Source organism: Comamonas serinivorans, from assembly GCF_002158865.1.
Classification (GTDB): Bacteria; Pseudomonadota; Gammaproteobacteria; order Burkholderiales; family Burkholderiaceae_C; genus Comamonas_E; species Comamonas_E serinivorans.
Genome location: NZ_CP021455.1, coordinates 266,777 through 284,981, shown reverse-complemented (window position 1 = coordinate 284,981; position 18,205 = coordinate 266,777). Strand labels below are relative to the sequence as shown.

The window sequence follows — 18,205 nt, the reverse complement described above, 5'->3', positions numbered from 1 at the left end:
GCCGGGAGATCGCCACCTCATCCCCGTGCGCCGTCCACCCGCGCCGCGCTGCAAGGCACGACCGGGTCGAACACCATGGGCAGCGCCGTGGCTCGCGAAGTACGGCGTCGCCTGACAGCGCCAGGCGACGACCCCTGCGCTGCCGCCCGCGCCGCGCACGCCTGGGGCCTCGGTCATGAAGGCCCGTCACAGGGTGCCCCTGATCGCGGCATGCCCGCGGGCAAGGCCTAGACTCGGCCGCCATGTCGCCTTCCGAATCCGATTTGCGGGCCCCCACGCCCGCCGCACCCCACCTCACGCCACGCGTGCTGCTGCTGATGGCGGTGGCCTGCGGCCTGTGCGCCGGCGCCAACTACCTCAACCAGCCGCTGCTGCACTCCATCGCGCAGTCGTTCGGCATCTCCGACGGCACGGCCAGCGTGCTGGTGACCTGCGCCCAGGTTTCGTATGCCCTGGGCCTGCTGTTCCTGGTGCCGCTGGGCGACATGCTGGAGCGCCGCCGCCTCGTCGTGACCTTGATGGGCGTGGCCGCGCTGGGCCTGCTGCTCAGCGCCGCCTCGCCGCGGCTGCCGGGCCAGTTCACCTGGCTGGTGCTGGGCACGCTGCTGACCGGCCTGTTCTCGGTCGCGGCGCAGGTGCTGGTGCCCATGGCGTCGCTGCTGGCGTCGCCGGCCCATGCGGGCCGTGCCGTGGGGTTCGTGATGGGGGGCCTGCTCACGGGCATCCTGCTGGCGCGCACCGTGGCCGGCGTGCTGTCGGGCATCGGCGGCTGGAGCCTGTCGTACTGGGTGACGGGCGCCGTGATGCTGGCCGTTGCCGCGGTGCTGGCCGGGGTGCTGCCGCGCTCGCGCAGCACGGCCGGCCTGTCGTACGCCCAGGTGCTGGGCAGCATGTGGCAGCTGCTCACCACCCAGCCGCGCCTGCGCAGCCGCACGCTGCTGGGCGGGTTCTCGTTCGGCTCGGTCAGCGTGCTGTTTTCGACCATGGCGCTGCTGCTGGGCGGGCCTGCGCACGGCCTGTCCGACGCCACCATCGGCCTCATCGGCCTGGCCGGCGTGACGGGCGCCCTGATGGCCAACCTGGCCGGACGCCTGATCGACCGCGGCCATGCCACCGCGACCACGGCCGCCGGCGTGGCCTTGCTGCTGCTCAGCTGGCTGCCGCTGTGGTGGGGCCAGCAGTCGGTCTGGATCTTCATCGCCGGCATGCTGCTGATCGACCTGGCGCTGCAGGCCGTGCACATCTGCAACCAGGGCGTGATCTATGCGCTGGCGCCCCAGGCGCGATCGCGCATCAACGCGGTCTACATGACGGGGTACTTCGTCGGCGCGTCCACGGGCTCGGCCGTGGGGGCCATGGCCTGGCTGCATGGCGGCTGGACCGGCGCCTGCCTGGCCGGCCTGGGCTTCGGGCTGTGCAACCTCGCTGCCCTGCTGCACGACCGCACGCTGGCGCGGTCTGCCCCCTGATCGCCACGCTAAATCAAGGCAGTATGAGCCTGTTGCCGTTTCATGTTGAACGGCAACACCACCATACTGCTAGGCATGCCGCCCGGGCGGCTCGACCACGAAGCGCGACACCAGCGGCGGCTCGGGCAGGATGTGGAACGCCAGCTTCTTGTTGCGCAAGGCCACATCGCTGGCGGTGACGCGGGTGCCCCGCCGCAGGTGGTCGGCCCACGAGGCGTCCTCGATCACCTCGACGAAACGGCCGGGGTTGGTCACGTCGTGCATCAGCCGCCACGACACGGCGCCGTGGCGCAACCGGCTGGCGCGGCTTTCCTCCATCAGCCGCAGAAACTCGGCCGCATGGGCCGGGTCGATCTGGAAGTCGACCATGGCGATGACGTGGCCGCGGGTCGGCGGCTCGACCACCGAGTCGGCCGTGGGGTAGTGCGCAGCGGGCGTCAGGTCGTCCAGCATGCCCTGCTCAGGCGCCACGCGCGTGGCGCAGAACAGGGTGACGATGACCGCGATGGCCGCCACGGCTACGCTGGTGGGCACGTCGCTCCAGGTCGCCACCTGGCCCCACACGGCAGCGCCCAGGGCGCTGGCCCCCATGATGGCCATCTGGAACATGGACATGCCGCGGGCGCGCACCCAGTCCGGCAGACCGATCTGCATCTGCACCGCCATGGCGTTGGCCGTGGCGATCCAGGCCGCACCCGCCAGCAGCATGGCCGGCGTGGCCAGCCAGACGTTGCGCGCAGCGGCCACGGTCAGCATGGCCACCGCCAGCACGGCGGTGCCGGCCAGCAGCAGGCGGTCGCCGCTCAGGCGCTGGCGGATGCGGGGCAGGTACAGCGTGATGAAGATGGCGCCCGCGCCCATGGCCGCCAGCAAGATGGTGAAGGTGTTGGCGTTGCCGCCATGCAGCCCCTTGGCCACCAGGGGCAGCAGCGCCAGCAGGCCGGTCGAGCAGAAGAAAAAGCTCGCCGTGCGCAGCAAGACGCCCTTGAGGTGGCGGCTTTGCGACACGTACTGCAGGCCCACGCGCATGGCCCCGACCAGCGGCTCGCGCCCCAGGGGGCTGGGCGTGTACACATAGGGCCAGCGCAGCAGCACGACGGCGGCCGCAATGGACAGCACGGCGTTCAGCGCAAACACCCATTCGCTGCCCAGGCTGGCGATCAGCGCCCCTGCCAGCAAGGGGCCCACGATGCGGGAGGCGTTGGTCGCCACGCCGTTGAGCGCCATGGCCGCCGGCAACGACGTGCGCGGCACCAACTCGGGCACCACGGCCGAGAACACCGGCCAGCGCATGGCCAGCCCGATGCCGTTGGCGAAGGTGAGCATCAGCAGGACCATGGGACTGGCCCAGCCCACCCCCACGACCACGGCCAGGCACACGCCCACCACGGCCACCCAGACCTGCGTGAACAGGAAGTAGTGCTTGCGGTTGAGCATGTCGGCCAGCGCCCCGCTGGGCAAGCCGAGCAGGAACATGGGCAGCGTGGAGGCGGTCTGCACCAGCGCCACCCAGATCGGCTTGCTCGTCAGGCTGGTCATCAGCCAGGCCGCGGCCACGTCGTTCATCCACATGCAGATGTTGGCGACCAGCCAGGTCGTCCACAGCATGCGGAACATGGGGATGCGGATGGGTCCCCAGGCGCGCTTGTCTTCCGTGGGCGCCACCGGCGCGGGCCGTGGCGTTGGGGCTTGCGTATCGGGCATGGCTAAGGCGTGGGTCGGCGTTATGCTCTGGAAATTGTAGCTTTACACATTGAACGCACGAGGGATCACACCGCATGCGCTGCTGGGCGCAGCCCCATTGTGAGGACGCTGGCGGCCGCGGGCAAGCACCTGGCCCCGGCCGGCACGGGCCACCTGTCACGCCATCGCAGGCCGGCCGCCCGGCAAGCGGCCGGCCCGTGCAGCCCGCCCCGCGCCGATGCACCTGGTTGCACACGGGCGTCAGCCAGGGCTTCCCCGGCTTTGCCAGACCAGGGGGATTTTCATAAAATCGTCACCCCGCACACGATAGGTGTGCGATTTTTTTAGGCGCATGGCCTGGGGCTCGCAACGCACGCAGCCCATGTGGGACAGGGATCCGGTTGCGGTTCCGCCCCAGCCCCGCAAGGCATCCAAGTCGTTCGATGAGAGGGTTTGCTCACCTCGAGTCCTGTCACCCAACGATTTGAAACTTGAAGGACTTGAACCATGAATGCCGCCATTCAACCGGTGCAGCTCAACACACCGGATTACGTGAAAAACGCCAAACTGATCGCCTGGGTCAGCGACATGGCCGCCCTGTGCAAACCCGACCAGGTCTACTGGTGCGATGGTTCGCAGGCCGAGTACGACCGCCTGTGCCAGCAGCTGGTTGACGCCGGCACCTTCATCCGCCTGAACCCCGCCAAGCGCGCCAACTCCTTCCTGGCCCGCTCCGACGCCTCGGACGTGGCGCGCGTGGAAGACCGCACCTTCATCTGCTCGGCCCGCAAAGAAAGCGCCGGCCCCACCAACAACTGGATGGACCCGAGCGAGATGCGCGCCACGCTGCAGCCGCTGTTCGACGGCTGCATGAAGGGCCGCACCATGTACGTGGTGCCCTTCAGCATGGGCCCGCTGGGCTCGCCCATCGCCCACATCGGCGTCGAGCTGTCGGACAGCGCCTATGTCGCCGTGAACATGCGCACCATGACGCGCATGGGCCGCGGCGCCATCGAGGTGCTGGGCACCGAAGGCGACTTCGTGCCCTGCGTGCACACCGTGGGCGCCCCGCTGGCCGACGGCGAGCAGGACGCCACGAGCTGGCCCTGCAACCCCACGACCAAGTACATCGTGCACTACCCGGAAACGCGCGAAATCTGGTCCTACGGTTCGGGCTATGGCGGCAACGCCCTGCTGGGCAAGAAGTGCTTCGCGCTGCGCATCGCCTCGAACATGGGCCGCGACCAGGGCTGGCTGGCCGAACACATGCTGATCCTGGGCGTGAGCAACCCCCAGGGCAAGAAGTACCACGTGGCAGCCGCCTTCCCGTCGGCCTGCGGCAAGACGAACTTCTCCATGCTGGTGCCGCCCACGGGCTTTGAAGGCTGGAAGGTCACCACCATCGGCGACGACATCGCCTGGATCAAGCCGCAGGCCGACGGCACGCTGCGCGCCATCAACCCCGAGGCGGGCTACTTCGGCGTGGCGCCGGGCACCAACATGCTGACCAACCCGAACTGCATGCAGAGCCTGGACAAGGACGTGATCTTCACCAACGTGGCGCTGACGGACGACGGCGACGTGTGGTGGGAAGGCATGGAAAAGGACCAGGGCAAGCTGCCCGATCATCTGATCGACTGGAAGGGCAACGACTGGACCCCGGCCATCGCCGCCGAGACCGGCGCCAAGGCCGCCCACCCCAACGCCCGCTTCACCGTGGCCGCCATCAACAACCCGGCCCTGGACGAAGCCTGGGACGACCCCAAGGGTGTGAAGATCGACGCCTTCATCTTCGGTGGCCGTCGCTCGACCACGGTGCCGCTGGTGACCGAGGCCCGCAACTGGGTGGAAGGCGTCTACATGGCCGCCACCATGGGTTCGGAAACCACGGCCGCGGCGTTCGGCGCCCAGGGTGTGGTGCGCCGCGACCCCTTCGCCATGCTGCCCTTCGCCGGCTACAACATGAGCGACTACTTCGCCCACTGGCTGAACCTGGGTGCCCAGATCGCCGCCAGCGGCGCGGCCGTGCCCCCGATCTACTGCGTGAACTGGTTCCGCAAGGACGAGGCTGGCAAGTTCGTCTGGCCCGGCTATGGCGAAAACATGCGCGTGCTGAAGTGGATGATCGACCGCATCGAAGGCCAGGCCAGCGGCGAAGCCACGCTGTTCGGCATCAGCCCCGGCTATGGCGAAATCAACTGGACCGGCCTGCCCTTCACGGCCGAGCAGTTCAAGACCGTCACCAGCATCGACAAGGCCGCCTGGCAGGAAGAGCTCAAGCTGCACGACGAACTGTTTGCGCAGCTCGCGCAGGGCATGCCGCAAGCCCTGACGGACACCAAGGCTGCGCTGGCCAAGCGCCTGGCCGAGGTCTGACGTCCTGCGCGCGTCCCGGCGACGCGCCATCGTGATGCACCAGTATGGGCTGGTTGCCGTTGATGAATCAACGGCAACCAGCCCATACTGCGTTTAAAGATCACGCGCCGGCGGCGCTGCTCAACCACGCCAAGCCTGCCCCTGGTACGCCTGCCAGGCGCGGCACGCTTCAGCTATTCAGGCCCGGCTGTACACGCCTTGATCGCAGCGCACCTGGCCTTCGGCCATCAGCTCGTCCAGGTGCTGGCCGATGGTGCGGGTCTCGGCATCGACCACCCAGGCGCCTTCGTAGCCCACGGGGTACAGCAGGCGGCGCGCCACCAGCTCGTCCAGCGTCTGCGGCGCCTCGGCCAGCCAGCCCAGGATGCGCTGCGCGCGCTCGTCGAGCTTGGCCGTGAAGGCCGCCAGGTCGCGCAGGAACAGCGCGCGGTCGGTGTAGACGCCGCGGTGGTGCGAGGTCACCCACACCCGGGCCGGCAGCTCGGTCAAGCGCGCCAGGCTGCGGCGGAAGTCGGCCAGGTTGGAGCAGGCGTCGCCATAGTAGGGGCCGAAGCCGCTCAGGTCGATGTCGCCGATGAAGGCCACGCCCTCGGGCTCGACCAGCAGCACCGAGTGCCCCGCCGTGTGGCCCGGCATGTGGATGGCGCGCACCGTGCACTGGCCCAGCGACCACTGCCGGCCGTCGGCGTAGGGCTGGGCATCGGGCCGGGGCGCGTAGAAGAAATCGCGCTGAAAGCGCGCCAGTGTGTCGGCCTGGCGCTGGGGATCGTGCATGCCGAAGGCGGCCACCATGCCGTCCCAGCTCTGCAGGGCTGGCAGGTCGGCCTCGTGGGCGTACACCGTGGCGCGGGGCAGGCGGTGCAGGCCGGCCATGTGGTCTTCGTGCACATGCCCCATGAGGACCAGCTCGGTGGCGTCGAACTCGGGGCCGATGTGGTTGGCGACCACCGGCGTGTCGAACGCGGTGCGCGTGTCGCTGCCGCGCACCAGCACCTGGTTGCCGTCGGGGTACTTGCCGTTTTTCGCGCCAAACAGCACCGACACCCGGCCCAGGTCGAAACGCTGCAGGGGAGAAGCCACGAGGGTCATGGAAGGATCTTTCGCTTGCGTGGGTGAGAAATGCCCAGCGACCATGCCCGGCCCGCCCGCGGACCGCAAGCACCTGCGCAGCAGCCGGCACGGTGTTCAGCCGGGTCCATGGACTCGCACCGCCAGCCCAGGCCCGAGCCCCGCCGCAGGCGGGTCGCCCGGTGCCCGTCGCCAACGGAGGCATGAACACGACAGACCGGCGGGCGGTCCTGGGCAGTTGGAGCGCCGCAGTGTGACGGCGCGGCGGCCATCGCCACGCGGACCTGCCGCCCTGGCGTGCCCGTGGCTGCAGAGGCCATCTGGCGCGCGCAGCAGGCCAGCGGTTCCGGGCAGGCGGTATGCTGTGCCGTTTGGCTTTCCAGAGAAACCCGCCCCATGAACGCTTCCTTCCTCTCCGGCCTCGCCGCCGCCGTGCTCGCCCTGTCCCTGCCCGCCAGCGCCGAGAGCATTGCCGCGGCCGGCTCGTCGGTGGGCTCGTCGGCCAGCAGCGCCGGCTCCGCCTCGCTCAACGGATCGTCCAACTCCATCGAAGGGTCGAGCACCTCCAGCACCGGCGACAAGACCGCGCTGGTGAAAGATGGCACGTACCGGGTCGCCGCCATCGCACCGGGCCATGACGCCGGCACGCTGCGGCTGACGCTGGAGCCGCAGGACCAGGCCGGTGCCCAGCCCTTCGTGCTCAAGCTGCCGGCCCAGGCCTTTGGCGCCCAGGCACCCGTGGTCGGCGAGCTGGTGCAGGCCCAGCACCGCGCCTATGGCGTGCAGTTTGCGCGCGCCGAGCAGCCGTTTTTCCTCGTGCTGGCCGAGGCCTGGACCGCCGAACTCGATTCGCGCCCCATCACGCCCTGAGGCCGCGCGGATCATCCCTCGGGCATGCGGAGCGTGCCTGTGTACGTGCTGACGAGACCTCGCCCGGCAGCATCGATCACCCGTCGGCCAGCTGCCCCTGCAACCCTGCGACAGGCACCGGCTGCCGCGGCACGGCGTCATCAGCCCGGGCAACATCCCGAAGAACCCGCACAAGGTGGCGCGCACTGCATCGGCCGAGCGATGGCAGGTTCACCTGTGCACCGCAGCACGGCTGCCCGGGCATGCGGACCACGGTGCGTAGGTCGCCCAGCCGCTGCAGGTCGTGCGCGATCGCCTCGGCCAGCCCCACCCGTTCGGCTCCGGCGACATCCAAGCGGCCGCAGACACTCTTGATTCGCCCATGCTCATTCACAGTATCCAGCCATCGTCGTTCACATCGCATCGGCGATGACCGCATACCCCATGCCCATGCATTTCACGATCTCGGCTCACGTCCGGCATGTCGGCGCCCTGTGCGCGGCCGCCTGCGCCCTGGCCTGGGCGCCGCCGGCCGTGGCCAGCGCCACCGGCCAGGGCAGCAGCCTGTCCACGCAGTTCTGCGCCGCCGGCAAGCCGCAGACGGCAGCGCAGCAGGACCGCGTGCTGCGCTTTGCCGCCACCATCCGCGACACGCTGCAGGCCGGTGACGACGAGGTGGCGCTGATCGCGCGCAGCGGGCTGGACCTGAGCCGCTTTGGCCTGCGCTACTCCCATGCCGGGGTGCTGCTGCGCGGCGCCGACGGGGCCGAGGTGCCCTGGTCGGTGCGCCAGCTCTACTACGACTGCGAGCACAGCCGTCCGCGCCTGTTCGACCAGGGCCTGGCCGGCTTCCTCATGAGCGCCGAGGCGCCGGACCGCGGCTTCGTCTCGGTGGTGCTGCTGCCGCGCGCCCAGGCCGACCGCCTGCGCGCGGTCGCGCTCGACCCGGCGCGCGTGTCGCGCCTGCTGGCGTCCGACTACAGCGCCAACGCCTACCCGTTCAGCACGCGCTACCAGAACTGCAACCAATGGGTGGCCGAGCTGTTGGCCACGGCCTGGGCCCCGCTGGCCGACGGCCCGCAGCTGCGCGAGCGCGCGCAAACCTGGCTGCAACAGACCGGCTATGCGCCCACGGACGTGGCCATCGATTCGCACCTCACCAAGTTCGTGGCCGGCTTCATGCCGCTGCTGCACCTGGACGACCACCCGAGCGAGTTGCAGCTGGGCATGCGCTTCCAGGTCAGCCTGCCCGAGGCCATCGAGGCCTATGCCCGCGACCTGGCGCCCACGGCACGGCGCATCGAGTTCTGCCACGACGCCACCCGCATCGTCGTGCGCGAGGGCTGGCAGGCCATGGCGTCGTGCAAGCCGGCTCCCGGTGATCGCGTGATCGCGCTGTGACGGGGCCGGGCAGCGGCCCGTTCAGCAATGCCCTCGGCGAATCCGGTCGGGTGCGCGTCCGCCCCTGCCGCGCACCATCGCGAGGGCAGGCAGCACCTGCGAGCGGGCGCAGGGGACCTTCCCCCGGTGTCCCTGCAGGCTTCAGCCCTGCTGTCTGCGGCGTGTGACGTTCTGCTTTTCGTCCAGCAGTATGCCAAATTTTCCGATGCAAGCACATCGACAGTTCATCCATACTCCATCAGAAACACACAACCCCATCGGCAAAGCTCGCGCATTGCGGGCAGGGGCCCTGGCTTGCCCGCCGGCGGCGTGCACAGCGCGGCCCACACCCGCCCGCCTCGCGCCCTCCGCGCATCCAACGCCCACAAAAAAGCCGGGCGAGCCCGGCGATCTGGCGTGTGCGCGCGCCGCAAGCGGCGCGTCGCGCGGCTCAGCGCTTGCGCTTGAGCGCGGCCAGCACGGTGGCGGCCACGTTCTCGGGGGTGAACCCGAAATGCTCGAACAGCACGGGGGCGGGAGCGGATTCGCCATACACGTCGATGCCAACGACGGCGGCACAGCCGTACTTCCACCAGCCGTCGGTGACGCCCATTTCAACGGCCACGCGCGGCGTGCCGGCGGGCAGCACGGCCTTTTTGTACTTCTCGTCCTGACGGTCGAAGGTCGTGGTGCTGGGCATGGACACCACGCGCACGCCGATCTTCTTGTCGGCCAGCAGCTGCTGGGCCGCCAGCGCCAGCTGCACTTCCGAGCCCGTGGCGATGATGACGGCCTGGGCCTTGCCCCTGATGCCGACGCGGGCCGGCTCGGCCAGCACGTAGGCGCCCTTGGCGATGTCGGCCAGGTCGCGCTTGGGGGCGTAGGGCAGGTTCTGCCGCGACAGCAGCAGCGCCGTCGGCCGGGCCTGGTTGCGCAGGGCCACGGCCCAGGCGATGGTGGTTTCGGCCGTGTCGGCCGGACGCCACACGTCCAGGTTCGGGATCAGGCGCAGGCTGGCCGCATGCTCGATGGATTGGTGCGTGGGGCCGTCTTCGCCCAGGCCGATGGAGTCGTGCGTGAACACGTGCACCACGCGCTGCTTCATCAGCGCGGCCATGCGGATGGCGTTGCGGCTGTAGTCGCTGAAGGTCAGGAAGGTGCCGCCGTAGGGGATGTAGCCACCATGCAGCGCCACGCCGTTCATCACGGCGGCCATGCCGAATTCGCGCACGCCGTAGTTGATGTGGCGACCGATGATGCCGCCGGCCGGGGTGGGCGCGGCAGCGCTCTTTTCGTCTTCGGCACCGGCCTTGCGGTCGGGCGCGGCGCCCAGGACCACGGCACCGTCGTCGGCCACGCGGAAGGCCGGCGTGCAGGCGGTGTTGGTCAGGTTTGAACCCGTCAGGTCGGCCGAGCCGCCCAGCAGTTCGGGCAAGGCGGCGGTGAAGGCCTCGAGCGCCAGCTGGCTGGCCTTGCGGCTGGCCACGGTTTCGGCCTTCTGGTGCGCGGCCACGGCGGCATCCACAGCCACCTGGTCGAAGTGCTTGGGCAGGGTACCCGTCACACGGCGCTCAAACTCATCGGCCAGGGCAGGATACTGCTTTTTGTAGGCGGCAAATGCGGTGTTCCAGGCGGCTTCGGCGCGTTGGCCCGCGGCCTTGGCGTCCCAGTCGCCGTACACGTCGGCGGGTACCTCGAACGGGCCATGCTCCCAGCCCAGGGCCTGGCGCGTCAGCGCGATTTCTTCGGCGCCCAGCGGCTCGCCGTGGGCCTTGGCCGTGTCCTGGCGGTTGGGGCTGCCCTTGCCGATGTGGGTGCGGCAGATGACCAGCGTGGGCCGGGTCGCGCTCTGCTTGGCCTGGGCGATGGCCTGGTCCACGGCGTCGGTGTCGTGGCCGTCGATGGGGCCGATCACGTTCCACTGGTAGGCCTCGAAGCGCTTGGCCACGTCGTCCACGTACCAGGGCTGCACCTTGCCGTCGATGGAGATGCCGTTGTCGTCGTACAGCGCAACCAGCTTGTTCAGCTTCCAGGCGCCGGCCAGGGCGCAGGCCTCATGGCTGATGCCTTCCATCAGGCAGCCGTCGCCCAGGAACACGTAGGTGTGGTGGTCGACGATGCGGTGCTTGCCCTGGTTGAACTCGGCCGCCAGCAGCTTTTCGGCCAGCGCCATGCCCACGGCATTGGCCAGGCCCTGGCCCAGCGGGCCGGTGGTGGTTTCGACGCCGGGGGTGATGCCGTGCTCGGGGTGGCCGGCGGTCTTGCTGTGCAGCTGGCGGAAGTTCTTGAGCTCCTGCATGGGCAGGTCATAGCCGGTCAGGTGCAGCAGCGCATAGATCAGCATGGAGCCGTGGCCGTTGGACAGCACGAAGCGGTCGCGGTTGGCCCACTGCGGGTTGGTGGGGTTGTGCTGCAGGTGGCGGCCCCACAGGGCGACGGCCATGTCGGCCATGCCCATGGGCGCGCCGGGGTGGCCGGATTTGGCTTGTTGAACGGCGTCCATGGCGAGCGCGCGAATCGCGTTGGCCATGCGTTGCGAATTTGCCATGAAAGGCTCCGAAAGCTGGGTGTTGGGGGATCAGGCCTGCGCGGGCGCGCGGCCGGCCGCAGGGCGGCTTGTCTTGAGCAAACCCTCGAATTCTACCGATGCGCCTGGGCGAGGCGATCTCCAGGCGGTGCCCCTCGGGCGGGGCCGGGGCCGGCTGGGCACGCCCTTCAGTCCAGGCCACGGACCAGGTCCATGGCTTCGTCGATGCGGTCCACGGCGTGGATGGTCAGCCCCTCGAACTCCTTGCCCAGCTTCTTGGGGGCGTTGGCCTTGGGCACCACGGCGACCGAGAAACCCAGCTTGGCCGCCTCCTTCAGCCGCTCCTGGCCGCGCGGGGCCGGCCGCACTTCGCCCGCCAGGCCCACCTCGCCAAACGCGAGAAAGCCCTTGGGCAAGGCTTTGCCGCGCAGGCTGCTGGTGATGGCCAGCATGACGGCCAGGTCCGCCGCCGGCTCGGAGATGCGCACGCCGCCCACGGCGTTGACGAACACGTCCTGATCGGCGCAGGCGATGCCGGCGTGCCGGTGCAGCACGGCCAGCAGCATGGCCAGGCGGTCACGCTCCAGGCCCACCGACAGCCGGCGCGGGCTGGGCCCGCCGGTGTCGACCAGGGCCTGGATTTCAACCAGCAGCGGGCGCGTGCCCTCCAGCGTCACCAGCACGCACGAGCCCGGCACCGGCTGTTCGTGCTGGCTCAGGAAGATGGCGCTGGGGTTGGACACGCCCTTCAAGCCCTTCTCCGTCATCGCGAACACGCCGATCTCGTTCACGGCGCCAAAGCGGTTCTTGATGGCGCGGATGAGGCGGAAGCTGGAATGCGTGTCGCCCTCGAAGTACAGCACCGTGTCCACCATGTGCTCCAGCACACGCGGCCCGGCCAGCTGGCCGTCCTTGGTCACGTGGCCCACCAGGATGATGGTGGTGCCGCTGGACTTGGCCACGCGCGTGAGGTGGGCCGCGCATTCACGCACCTGGGCCACCGAGCCGGGCGCCGAGGTCAGCTGGTCCGAGTACAGCGTCTGGATGGAATCGATGACCACCACCGCGGGCGCGCGCGCCGCCAGCGTGGCCAGGATGGTTTCGAGCTGAATCTCGGCCAGCACATCGACCGCCGAGCCGGTGATGCCCAACCGGCGGGCGCGCAAGGCCACCTGGGCGCCGCTTTCCTCGCCCGTGACGTACAGGGTGCCCCCACGCTGGCCACCCGCATCGGGGGACGAACCAGCCGTACCCGGCGCAGGCAGGCCTTGGCGCTGCAGGCTGTCCAGCGCCTGCAGCAGCAGCGTGGACTTGCCGATGCCGGGGTCGCCCCCGATCAGCACCACCCCGCCGCTGACCACACCACCGCCCAGCACGCGGTCCAGCTCATCGTGGCCCGTGGGGGTGCGCGCCACGTCGGTGGCCTCGATGGCGGACAAGGCCATCACGTCGGCCGTGGGCGCCAGCGACGCATGCGCCGACCCAAAGCGGTTCTTGCCCGCAGCGCCGCCCGCCGGGGCGGCCGTTTCGATCAAGGTGTTCCAGGCGCCGCAGCTGGGGCACTTGCCCAGCCAGCGGGGCGTGGTGGCCCCGCATTCGTTGCAGGTGTAGGTGGATTTGTCTTTGGCCATGGCGGCCCTCATTCGCGGGAAAAACGGGTGCCGTGCCTCGCGGCCCATCTGCACAGGACGGCCATCCGCAGGCCCCCGGGTTGTCGACACAGCTGGCGTCGCTCCCCACGGTCCACGGTGTGGGCGTCACACAGGCCCGCACTATACGGGTCGCCCAGCGCGCCGGGCCGTTGCACCCACCGCGTGACACGCAGGCCAGGCGATCCGCGCAGAGCCAGTCGGCACCCGCTGTCCAAGGCCGGCCCGGCGTCCTGCGCCTGGACTTCAACTCCGGGTCTCGGCACCCCGCACCCGCTACCCATGCGGGCACGGGGCCGGCGGGATGCGTGAGCTGGCGTTCGCCTGGCGGTGGTCTGGGCCCACGGTGGCCTGCATCCTTCCATGCCCCGCCCCCAAGCCCCTTTAGAATTTTTGGCTTCCGTTGGAGATTCGTCATGCACCTTTGGCTTCGCGCAGGCACCCTGACCTCCCTGCTGGTGGCATCCGTGGGCGGGGCCCAGGCTGCCCCCGCCTGCCAGGTGCTGTTCCATGGCAACACATCGGGCCTGGCCTACACCATCCTGATGAACGCTGGCGTCGATGTCACCACCACCAGCACACTCGACTACTTCGTCTCGCCGGCCAACCACAGCCTCAGCCACCTGAACGCCTTCGATGCCGTGTGGTTCCAGTACGGCCTGGGCAGCGCGGACCCGGCGCTGATGGCGCCCTCGTTCACCACCTACCTGCAACAGGGCCATGCCGTGCACTTTGCCGGAGACGTCAGCAACTACGACGCCATGGAGGCCTTGATGCAAGGCGTGCTGCCCAATGTGCTCCAGGCCAGCGTGGGCCTGTCCAGCCTGTCGTTCAGCAACTCGTACGGCCCCTGGTCCGTGCAGACCAGCTCCAGCCTCACGCAAACGCCGCGGGCCGTCTCGCCCGGGTCCCTGAGCTTCGACAATGGCCGCGCCCTGGCCAACGTGCCGGCCAATCACCGCGTGCTGTCTGCCGGCCCCCTGACGCTGATGTCCGCCTTCGACGACGGCAGCATGCAAAGCGGCCAGGGCCGCGTGTCCCACTTTGGCGACACCGGCAACCTGGGCAGCCAGTCACCGCAAAGCCCCGTGGGTCTGCTGCTGCACAACGTGCAGGCCTTTCTGCTGGCGCCACGCGACTGCGAGGCGCCGCTGCAGGCCAACGACGACACCGGCACGGTGACCGGCGCCAGTGGGGGCGTCGCCGTGGCCGATGTGCTGGCCAACGACTTCATCAACCTGACGCGCGCCACCCCCGCCACCGGCGATCGCACGAACCTGACCCTGACCGAGGTGCCGGGCTCCAACACCTCGCCCGCGGGCCACCGCATGGTGCTCGATGGCGCCACCGGCGCGGTGACCGTCCCCGCCGGCACGCCGCCGGGCACCTACGAGCTGCACTACAGCCTGTGCGAGGTGGCACGGCCCGGCAACTGCGAGCAGGCCCGCGTCGAAGTGGTGGTCACCGCGGGTCCACCCGTGACGCTGAGCTTCACCCAGACCAGCCCGACGCACCCGGTGGGCAGCTTGCACCAAGCCCAGGCCACCGTGACGGATGCCGACGGCTTTCCCGTGACCAACACCGCCGTCACGTTCACCGTCAGTGCCGGTCCCAACGCGGGCTACAGCGCCACGGTGCTGACCGATGCCCAGGGTCAGGCGCTGTGGAGCTACACGGGAAGCGCCACGCCCGGCATCGATATCCTGACCGCCACCGCCCTGAGCGGCAGCCTGACGGCGCCCGCCCTGCAGGTGGAATGGCTGGCCGCGCCCGCTGCCGCCACCGTGCAGCCCGTGCCCGGGGTGTCGACTCTGGGCATGGCGCTGCTGGGTGCGCTCATGAGCCTGGTGGGCCTGTGGCGCAGACGGCCCGGCCGGTAAGCGCAGGCGACGGGCCTTGACCGGTGCCCCCTGGCGGCGCCCAGGGCCTCCCAGTGGGATCTCACCGAAGCCGCTGCGGGTGAAGGCGGTGTTGGGCCATTGTTGGGCCATCCGCAGGCCCTGCTCCCGCCGCGTCCAGGCGGATGCCCAACGCCACGGGAACGAGCCCCTGATCGCCCCGGGTTGACCGCCCGCCCCGCGTCTCGGAGGACGCAGCGCTTGGTCATGAGGCCGCGCGGCTCGCGTGCCGAGGGGCATCTCGCGGCCCAACCGCGCCATGCCGACGCACGCCAGGCCGCCGGGCTCAGGCGGGCGAATCCCCCAGACAATCAGGCAGTACGCCCTTGTTTTCGTTGTTTAAGAAACGAGCCTGGGCAGATACCCTCGCATCCGAACGCAACAGCCTGGTCAACCTGCCACACGGCGGTGTCGACGCGCTGCCCGCGCACCAGGCCACCGCAGTTGGCGTCCTGACACCCGCCCCGCCAAACACCTGTCAGGTGCCTGGGGGCTTCACCCTGGTTGACCGGCCTTCACCTTCAGGCGCCAGGCGTGCAGCAGGGGCTCGGTGTAGCCGCTGGGCTGGGCCACGCCCTTGAAGATGAGGTCACACGCGGCCTGGTAAGCCGCCGACTGGTCGAACCGGCCCGCCATGGGCTGGTAGTCGGGGTCGCCGGCGTTCTGCGCATCCACGACCTTGGCCATGCGCTGCAGCGTGGCGCCCACCTGCTCCTGCGTCACCACGCCGTGCAGCAGCCAGTTGGCGATGTGCTGGCTGCTGATGCGCAGCGTGGCACGGTCTTCCATCAGGCCGACGTCGTGGATGTCGGGCACCTTGGAGCAGCCCACGCCGGCATCGACCCAGCGCACCACATAGCCCAGGATGCCCTGGCAGTTGTTGTCCAGCTCCTGCTGCTTTTCGTCGGCCGTCCACTTGTCGGCCGACACCACGGGGATCTGCAGCAGGTCGGCCAGCACCTCGTCGCGCAGCGCCGGGGCCGGCTTGCCGACCAGGCTGTCTTTGAGCGCCTGCTGCACGCCGAACACATCGACCTGGTGGTAGTGCAGCGCGTGCAGCGTGGCGGCGGTGGGCGACGGCACCCAGGCGGTGTTGGCGCCGCTCTTGGGGTGGCCGATCTTGGCCTTGAGCATCTCGGCCATCAGGTCGGGCATGGCCCACATGCCCTTGCCGATCTGCGCCCGGCCCGACAGGCCCATCTGCAGGCCGACCAGCACGTTGGACTTCTCGTAGGCGGCGATCCAGGCGCTGTTCTTGATGTCGCCCTTGCGGTACACCGGGCCGGCCTGCATGCAGCTGTGGATTTCGTCGCCCGTGCGATCCAGGAAGCCGGTGTTGATGAAGGCCACGCGATCGGCCGCGGCGGCGATGCAGCCGCGCAGGTTGACGCTGGTGCGACGCTCCTCGTCCATGATGCCCAGCTTGACGGTGTGGGCCGCCAGGCCCAGCAGCTGCTCCACACGGCCGAACAGCTCGTTGGCGAACGCCGCTTCGGCCGGGCCGTGCATCTTGGGCTTGACGATGTAGACGCTGCCCGTGCGCGAGTTGCGGATGCCGTTCACGCCCATGCCGCGCAGGTCGTACAGCGCAATCGTCGTGGTGATGACCGCGTCCAGGATGCCCTCCGGGATTTCGCGCGCCGCGCCGTTGGCCGTGTAGAGGATGGCCGGGTTGGTCATCAGGTGGCCCACGTTGCGCACGAACAGCAGCGAGCGGCCATGCAGCCGGACCGGCTGGCCGTTGGCGCCGGTGTATTCGCGGTCGGCGTTCAGGCCGCGCGTCAGCGTGCGCCCGCCTTTGTCGAAGGACTCGGTCAGCGTGCCGCGCAGGATGCCCAGCCAGTTGCGGTAGCCCACCACCTTGTCTTCGGCGTCCACGGCGGCCACCGAGTCCTCCAGGTCCAGGATGGTCGAGAGCGCGGCTTCGAGCACCACGTCGGCCACGCCGGCCGCATCGGTCGCGCCGATGGTGTGCTGGCGGTCGATGCGGATGTCGATGTGGTTGCCGTGGTGCTTGAGCAGCACCGACGACGGCGCGGCCGCATCGCCCTGGTGGCCGATGAACTGCGCGGCGTCCTTCAGGCCCGTGGCCCCGGCGCGGGTGCGCACCACCAGCTGGCCGCCCTCCACGGCGTAGCCCGTGGCATCGGCGTGCGAGCCCTGGGCCAGCGGCGCGGCCTGGTCGAGGAACTGGCGGGCAAACGCCACCACCTTGTCACCGCGCACCGGGTTGAAACCCGGGCCCTTGTCGGCGCCCTCGGTCTCGGGGATGACGTCGGTGCCGTAGAGGGCGTCGTACAGCGAACCCCAGCGAGCGTTGGCGGCGTTCAGCGCGTAACGCGCGTTGAGGATGGGCACCACCAACTGCGGGCCGGCCTGCGTGGCCAGTTCGGCGTCGACGTTCTGCGTGCGCGCCTGGGCATTGGGGTCGGAGGGCACGATGTAGCCGATGCTCTCGAGGAAGGCGCGGTAGCCCTGCATGTCGAGGATGGGGCCTGGGTGCGCCTGGTGCCAGGTGTCCAGCTCGGTCTGCAGGCGATCACGCTCGGCCAGCAGCGCCAGGTTCTTGGGCGCCAGGTCGCTCACGATCTGCGAAAAACCGGCCCAGAACTGCGCCGGGTCCAGCTTCAGGTCGGGCAGGACCTCGGCGTTCACGAAGTCGTACAGGCGGTTGTCAACGTGCAGGTCGTTGACCGTGGTGCGGGCGTTCATGGGCACTCCAAATCCAAACAGGGAATCGGCCAAACGGACGCTTGGCCAGCGTTGGCCTGCACTTTATTCCATGCTTTGAAGGTTAAAAAGATAACCCAAAATCAAACAGAAGTGACTTTTTTGCAAAGACACGCGTTCAGGATGGCGGAGGCATGGGGCGGCCGACAGGCGCTCCGATGCGCGTGATCGAAAACCCCGACGCGCGGCCACGGCGCCACGCACACGGGCGCTCGCGCGGTGCCCCGGCGCACGGCAGACGGCCTTGACGGCGAGGCACGGGGCCTTAATGCGGGAAGAGTATCGGCCTGTTGCCGTTGAATGATCATCACCACTGCGGGCATACCCCGTTGAGGTGCGGCGATGGCGAAAAAAGGTTGCCCCGATCGGTCACTCGCCCGATCGGGGCAGGATCGCGGCGCACCTGCAGCGTACGTTGGTCCGCGAGAGCGGGTCCTGGCTGCCACTGAATGGAGGCCATGGCAGCCCCAAGCTCCATGAATGGGTCTCGCCCGCAGCCGCCATTTTCGCGCACATTCCGCCTCTGCGCCACCGGATTGCCGCAGACTTGCGTCGATTTGACGGCACGGCCTGGCT

At 69.5% G+C, this 18,205-nt stretch carries 10 protein-coding genes; 5 read left to right on the top strand and 5 right to left on the bottom strand.

The window, feature by feature from the left end; genetic code table 11:
- Nucleotides 1-242: 242 nt before the first annotated feature.
- Nucleotides 243-1,469: an MFS transporter gene (locus tag CCO03_RS01240; RefSeq protein WP_205690345.1), complete on the top strand. Its 1,227-nt coding sequence runs from the start codon at nucleotides 243-245 to the stop codon at nucleotides 1,467-1,469.
- Nucleotides 1,470-1,538: 69 nt separating this feature from the next.
- Here the strand turns inward: CCO03_RS01240 and CCO03_RS01235 are convergent, their stop codons facing one another.
- Nucleotides 1,539-3,173 (bottom strand): MFS transporter, encoded by a 1,635-nt coding sequence (locus CCO03_RS01235; RefSeq protein ID WP_087276166.1) that lies wholly within the window; start codon nucleotides 3,171-3,173, stop codon nucleotides 1,539-1,541.
- 486 nt (nucleotides 3,174-3,659) lie between these two features.
- Between CCO03_RS01235 and CCO03_RS01230 the strand changes: the two genes are divergently transcribed.
- Nucleotides 3,660-5,528, top strand: coding sequence for a phosphoenolpyruvate carboxykinase (GTP) (locus CCO03_RS01230; RefSeq protein WP_087276163.1), 1,869 nt, complete (start codon nucleotides 3,660-3,662; stop codon nucleotides 5,526-5,528).
- Between the two features lie 177 nt (nucleotides 5,529-5,705).
- Here the strand turns inward: CCO03_RS01230 and CCO03_RS01225 are convergent, their stop codons facing one another.
- Entirely contained in the window at nucleotides 5,706-6,617 is a 912-nt protein-coding gene (locus CCO03_RS01225) for an MBL fold metallo-hydrolase (RefSeq protein WP_087276160.1), read from the bottom strand.
- Between the two features lie 375 nt (nucleotides 6,618-6,992).
- On the opposite strand from CCO03_RS01225, the gene CCO03_RS01220 reads away from it, so the two are divergent.
- Together CCO03_RS01220 and CCO03_RS01210 are read left to right on the top strand one after the other, a co-directional pair.
- Entirely contained in the window at nucleotides 6,993-7,466 is a 474-nt protein-coding gene (locus CCO03_RS01220) for a hypothetical protein (RefSeq protein WP_087276156.1), read from the top strand.
- Between the two features lie 429 nt (nucleotides 7,467-7,895).
- Entirely contained in the window at nucleotides 7,896-8,846 is a 951-nt protein-coding gene (locus tag CCO03_RS01210) for a DUF2145 domain-containing protein (protein WP_087283919.1), read from the top strand.
- Between the two features lie 430 nt (nucleotides 8,847-9,276).
- Here CCO03_RS01210 and CCO03_RS01205 read toward each other — a convergent pair whose 3' ends face one another.
- Nucleotides 9,277-11,373, bottom strand: a complete 2,097-nt coding sequence (locus CCO03_RS01205; RefSeq protein ID WP_087276150.1) for a transketolase family protein — start codon at nucleotides 11,371-11,373, stop codon at nucleotides 9,277-9,279.
- Between the two features lie 167 nt (nucleotides 11,374-11,540).
- Entirely contained in the window at nucleotides 11,541-12,983 is a 1,443-nt protein-coding gene (gene radA / locus CCO03_RS01200; RefSeq protein ID WP_087276146.1) for a DNA repair protein RadA, read from the bottom strand.
- A gap of 434 nt (nucleotides 12,984-13,417) precedes the next feature.
- Between radA and CCO03_RS01195 the strand changes: the two genes are divergently transcribed.
- Nucleotides 13,418-14,881: an Ig-like domain-containing protein gene (locus CCO03_RS01195; RefSeq protein ID WP_087276143.1), complete on the top strand. Its 1,464-nt coding sequence runs from the start codon at nucleotides 13,418-13,420 to the stop codon at nucleotides 14,879-14,881.
- A gap of 513 nt (nucleotides 14,882-15,394) precedes the next feature.
- On the opposite strand, the gene CCO03_RS01190 is transcribed toward CCO03_RS01195, so the two are convergent.
- Nucleotides 15,395-17,611, bottom strand: coding sequence for a malate synthase G (locus CCO03_RS01190; RefSeq protein ID WP_087276141.1), 2,217 nt, complete (start codon nucleotides 17,609-17,611; stop codon nucleotides 15,395-15,397).
- Between the last annotated feature and the right edge of the window lie 594 nt (nucleotides 17,612-18,205).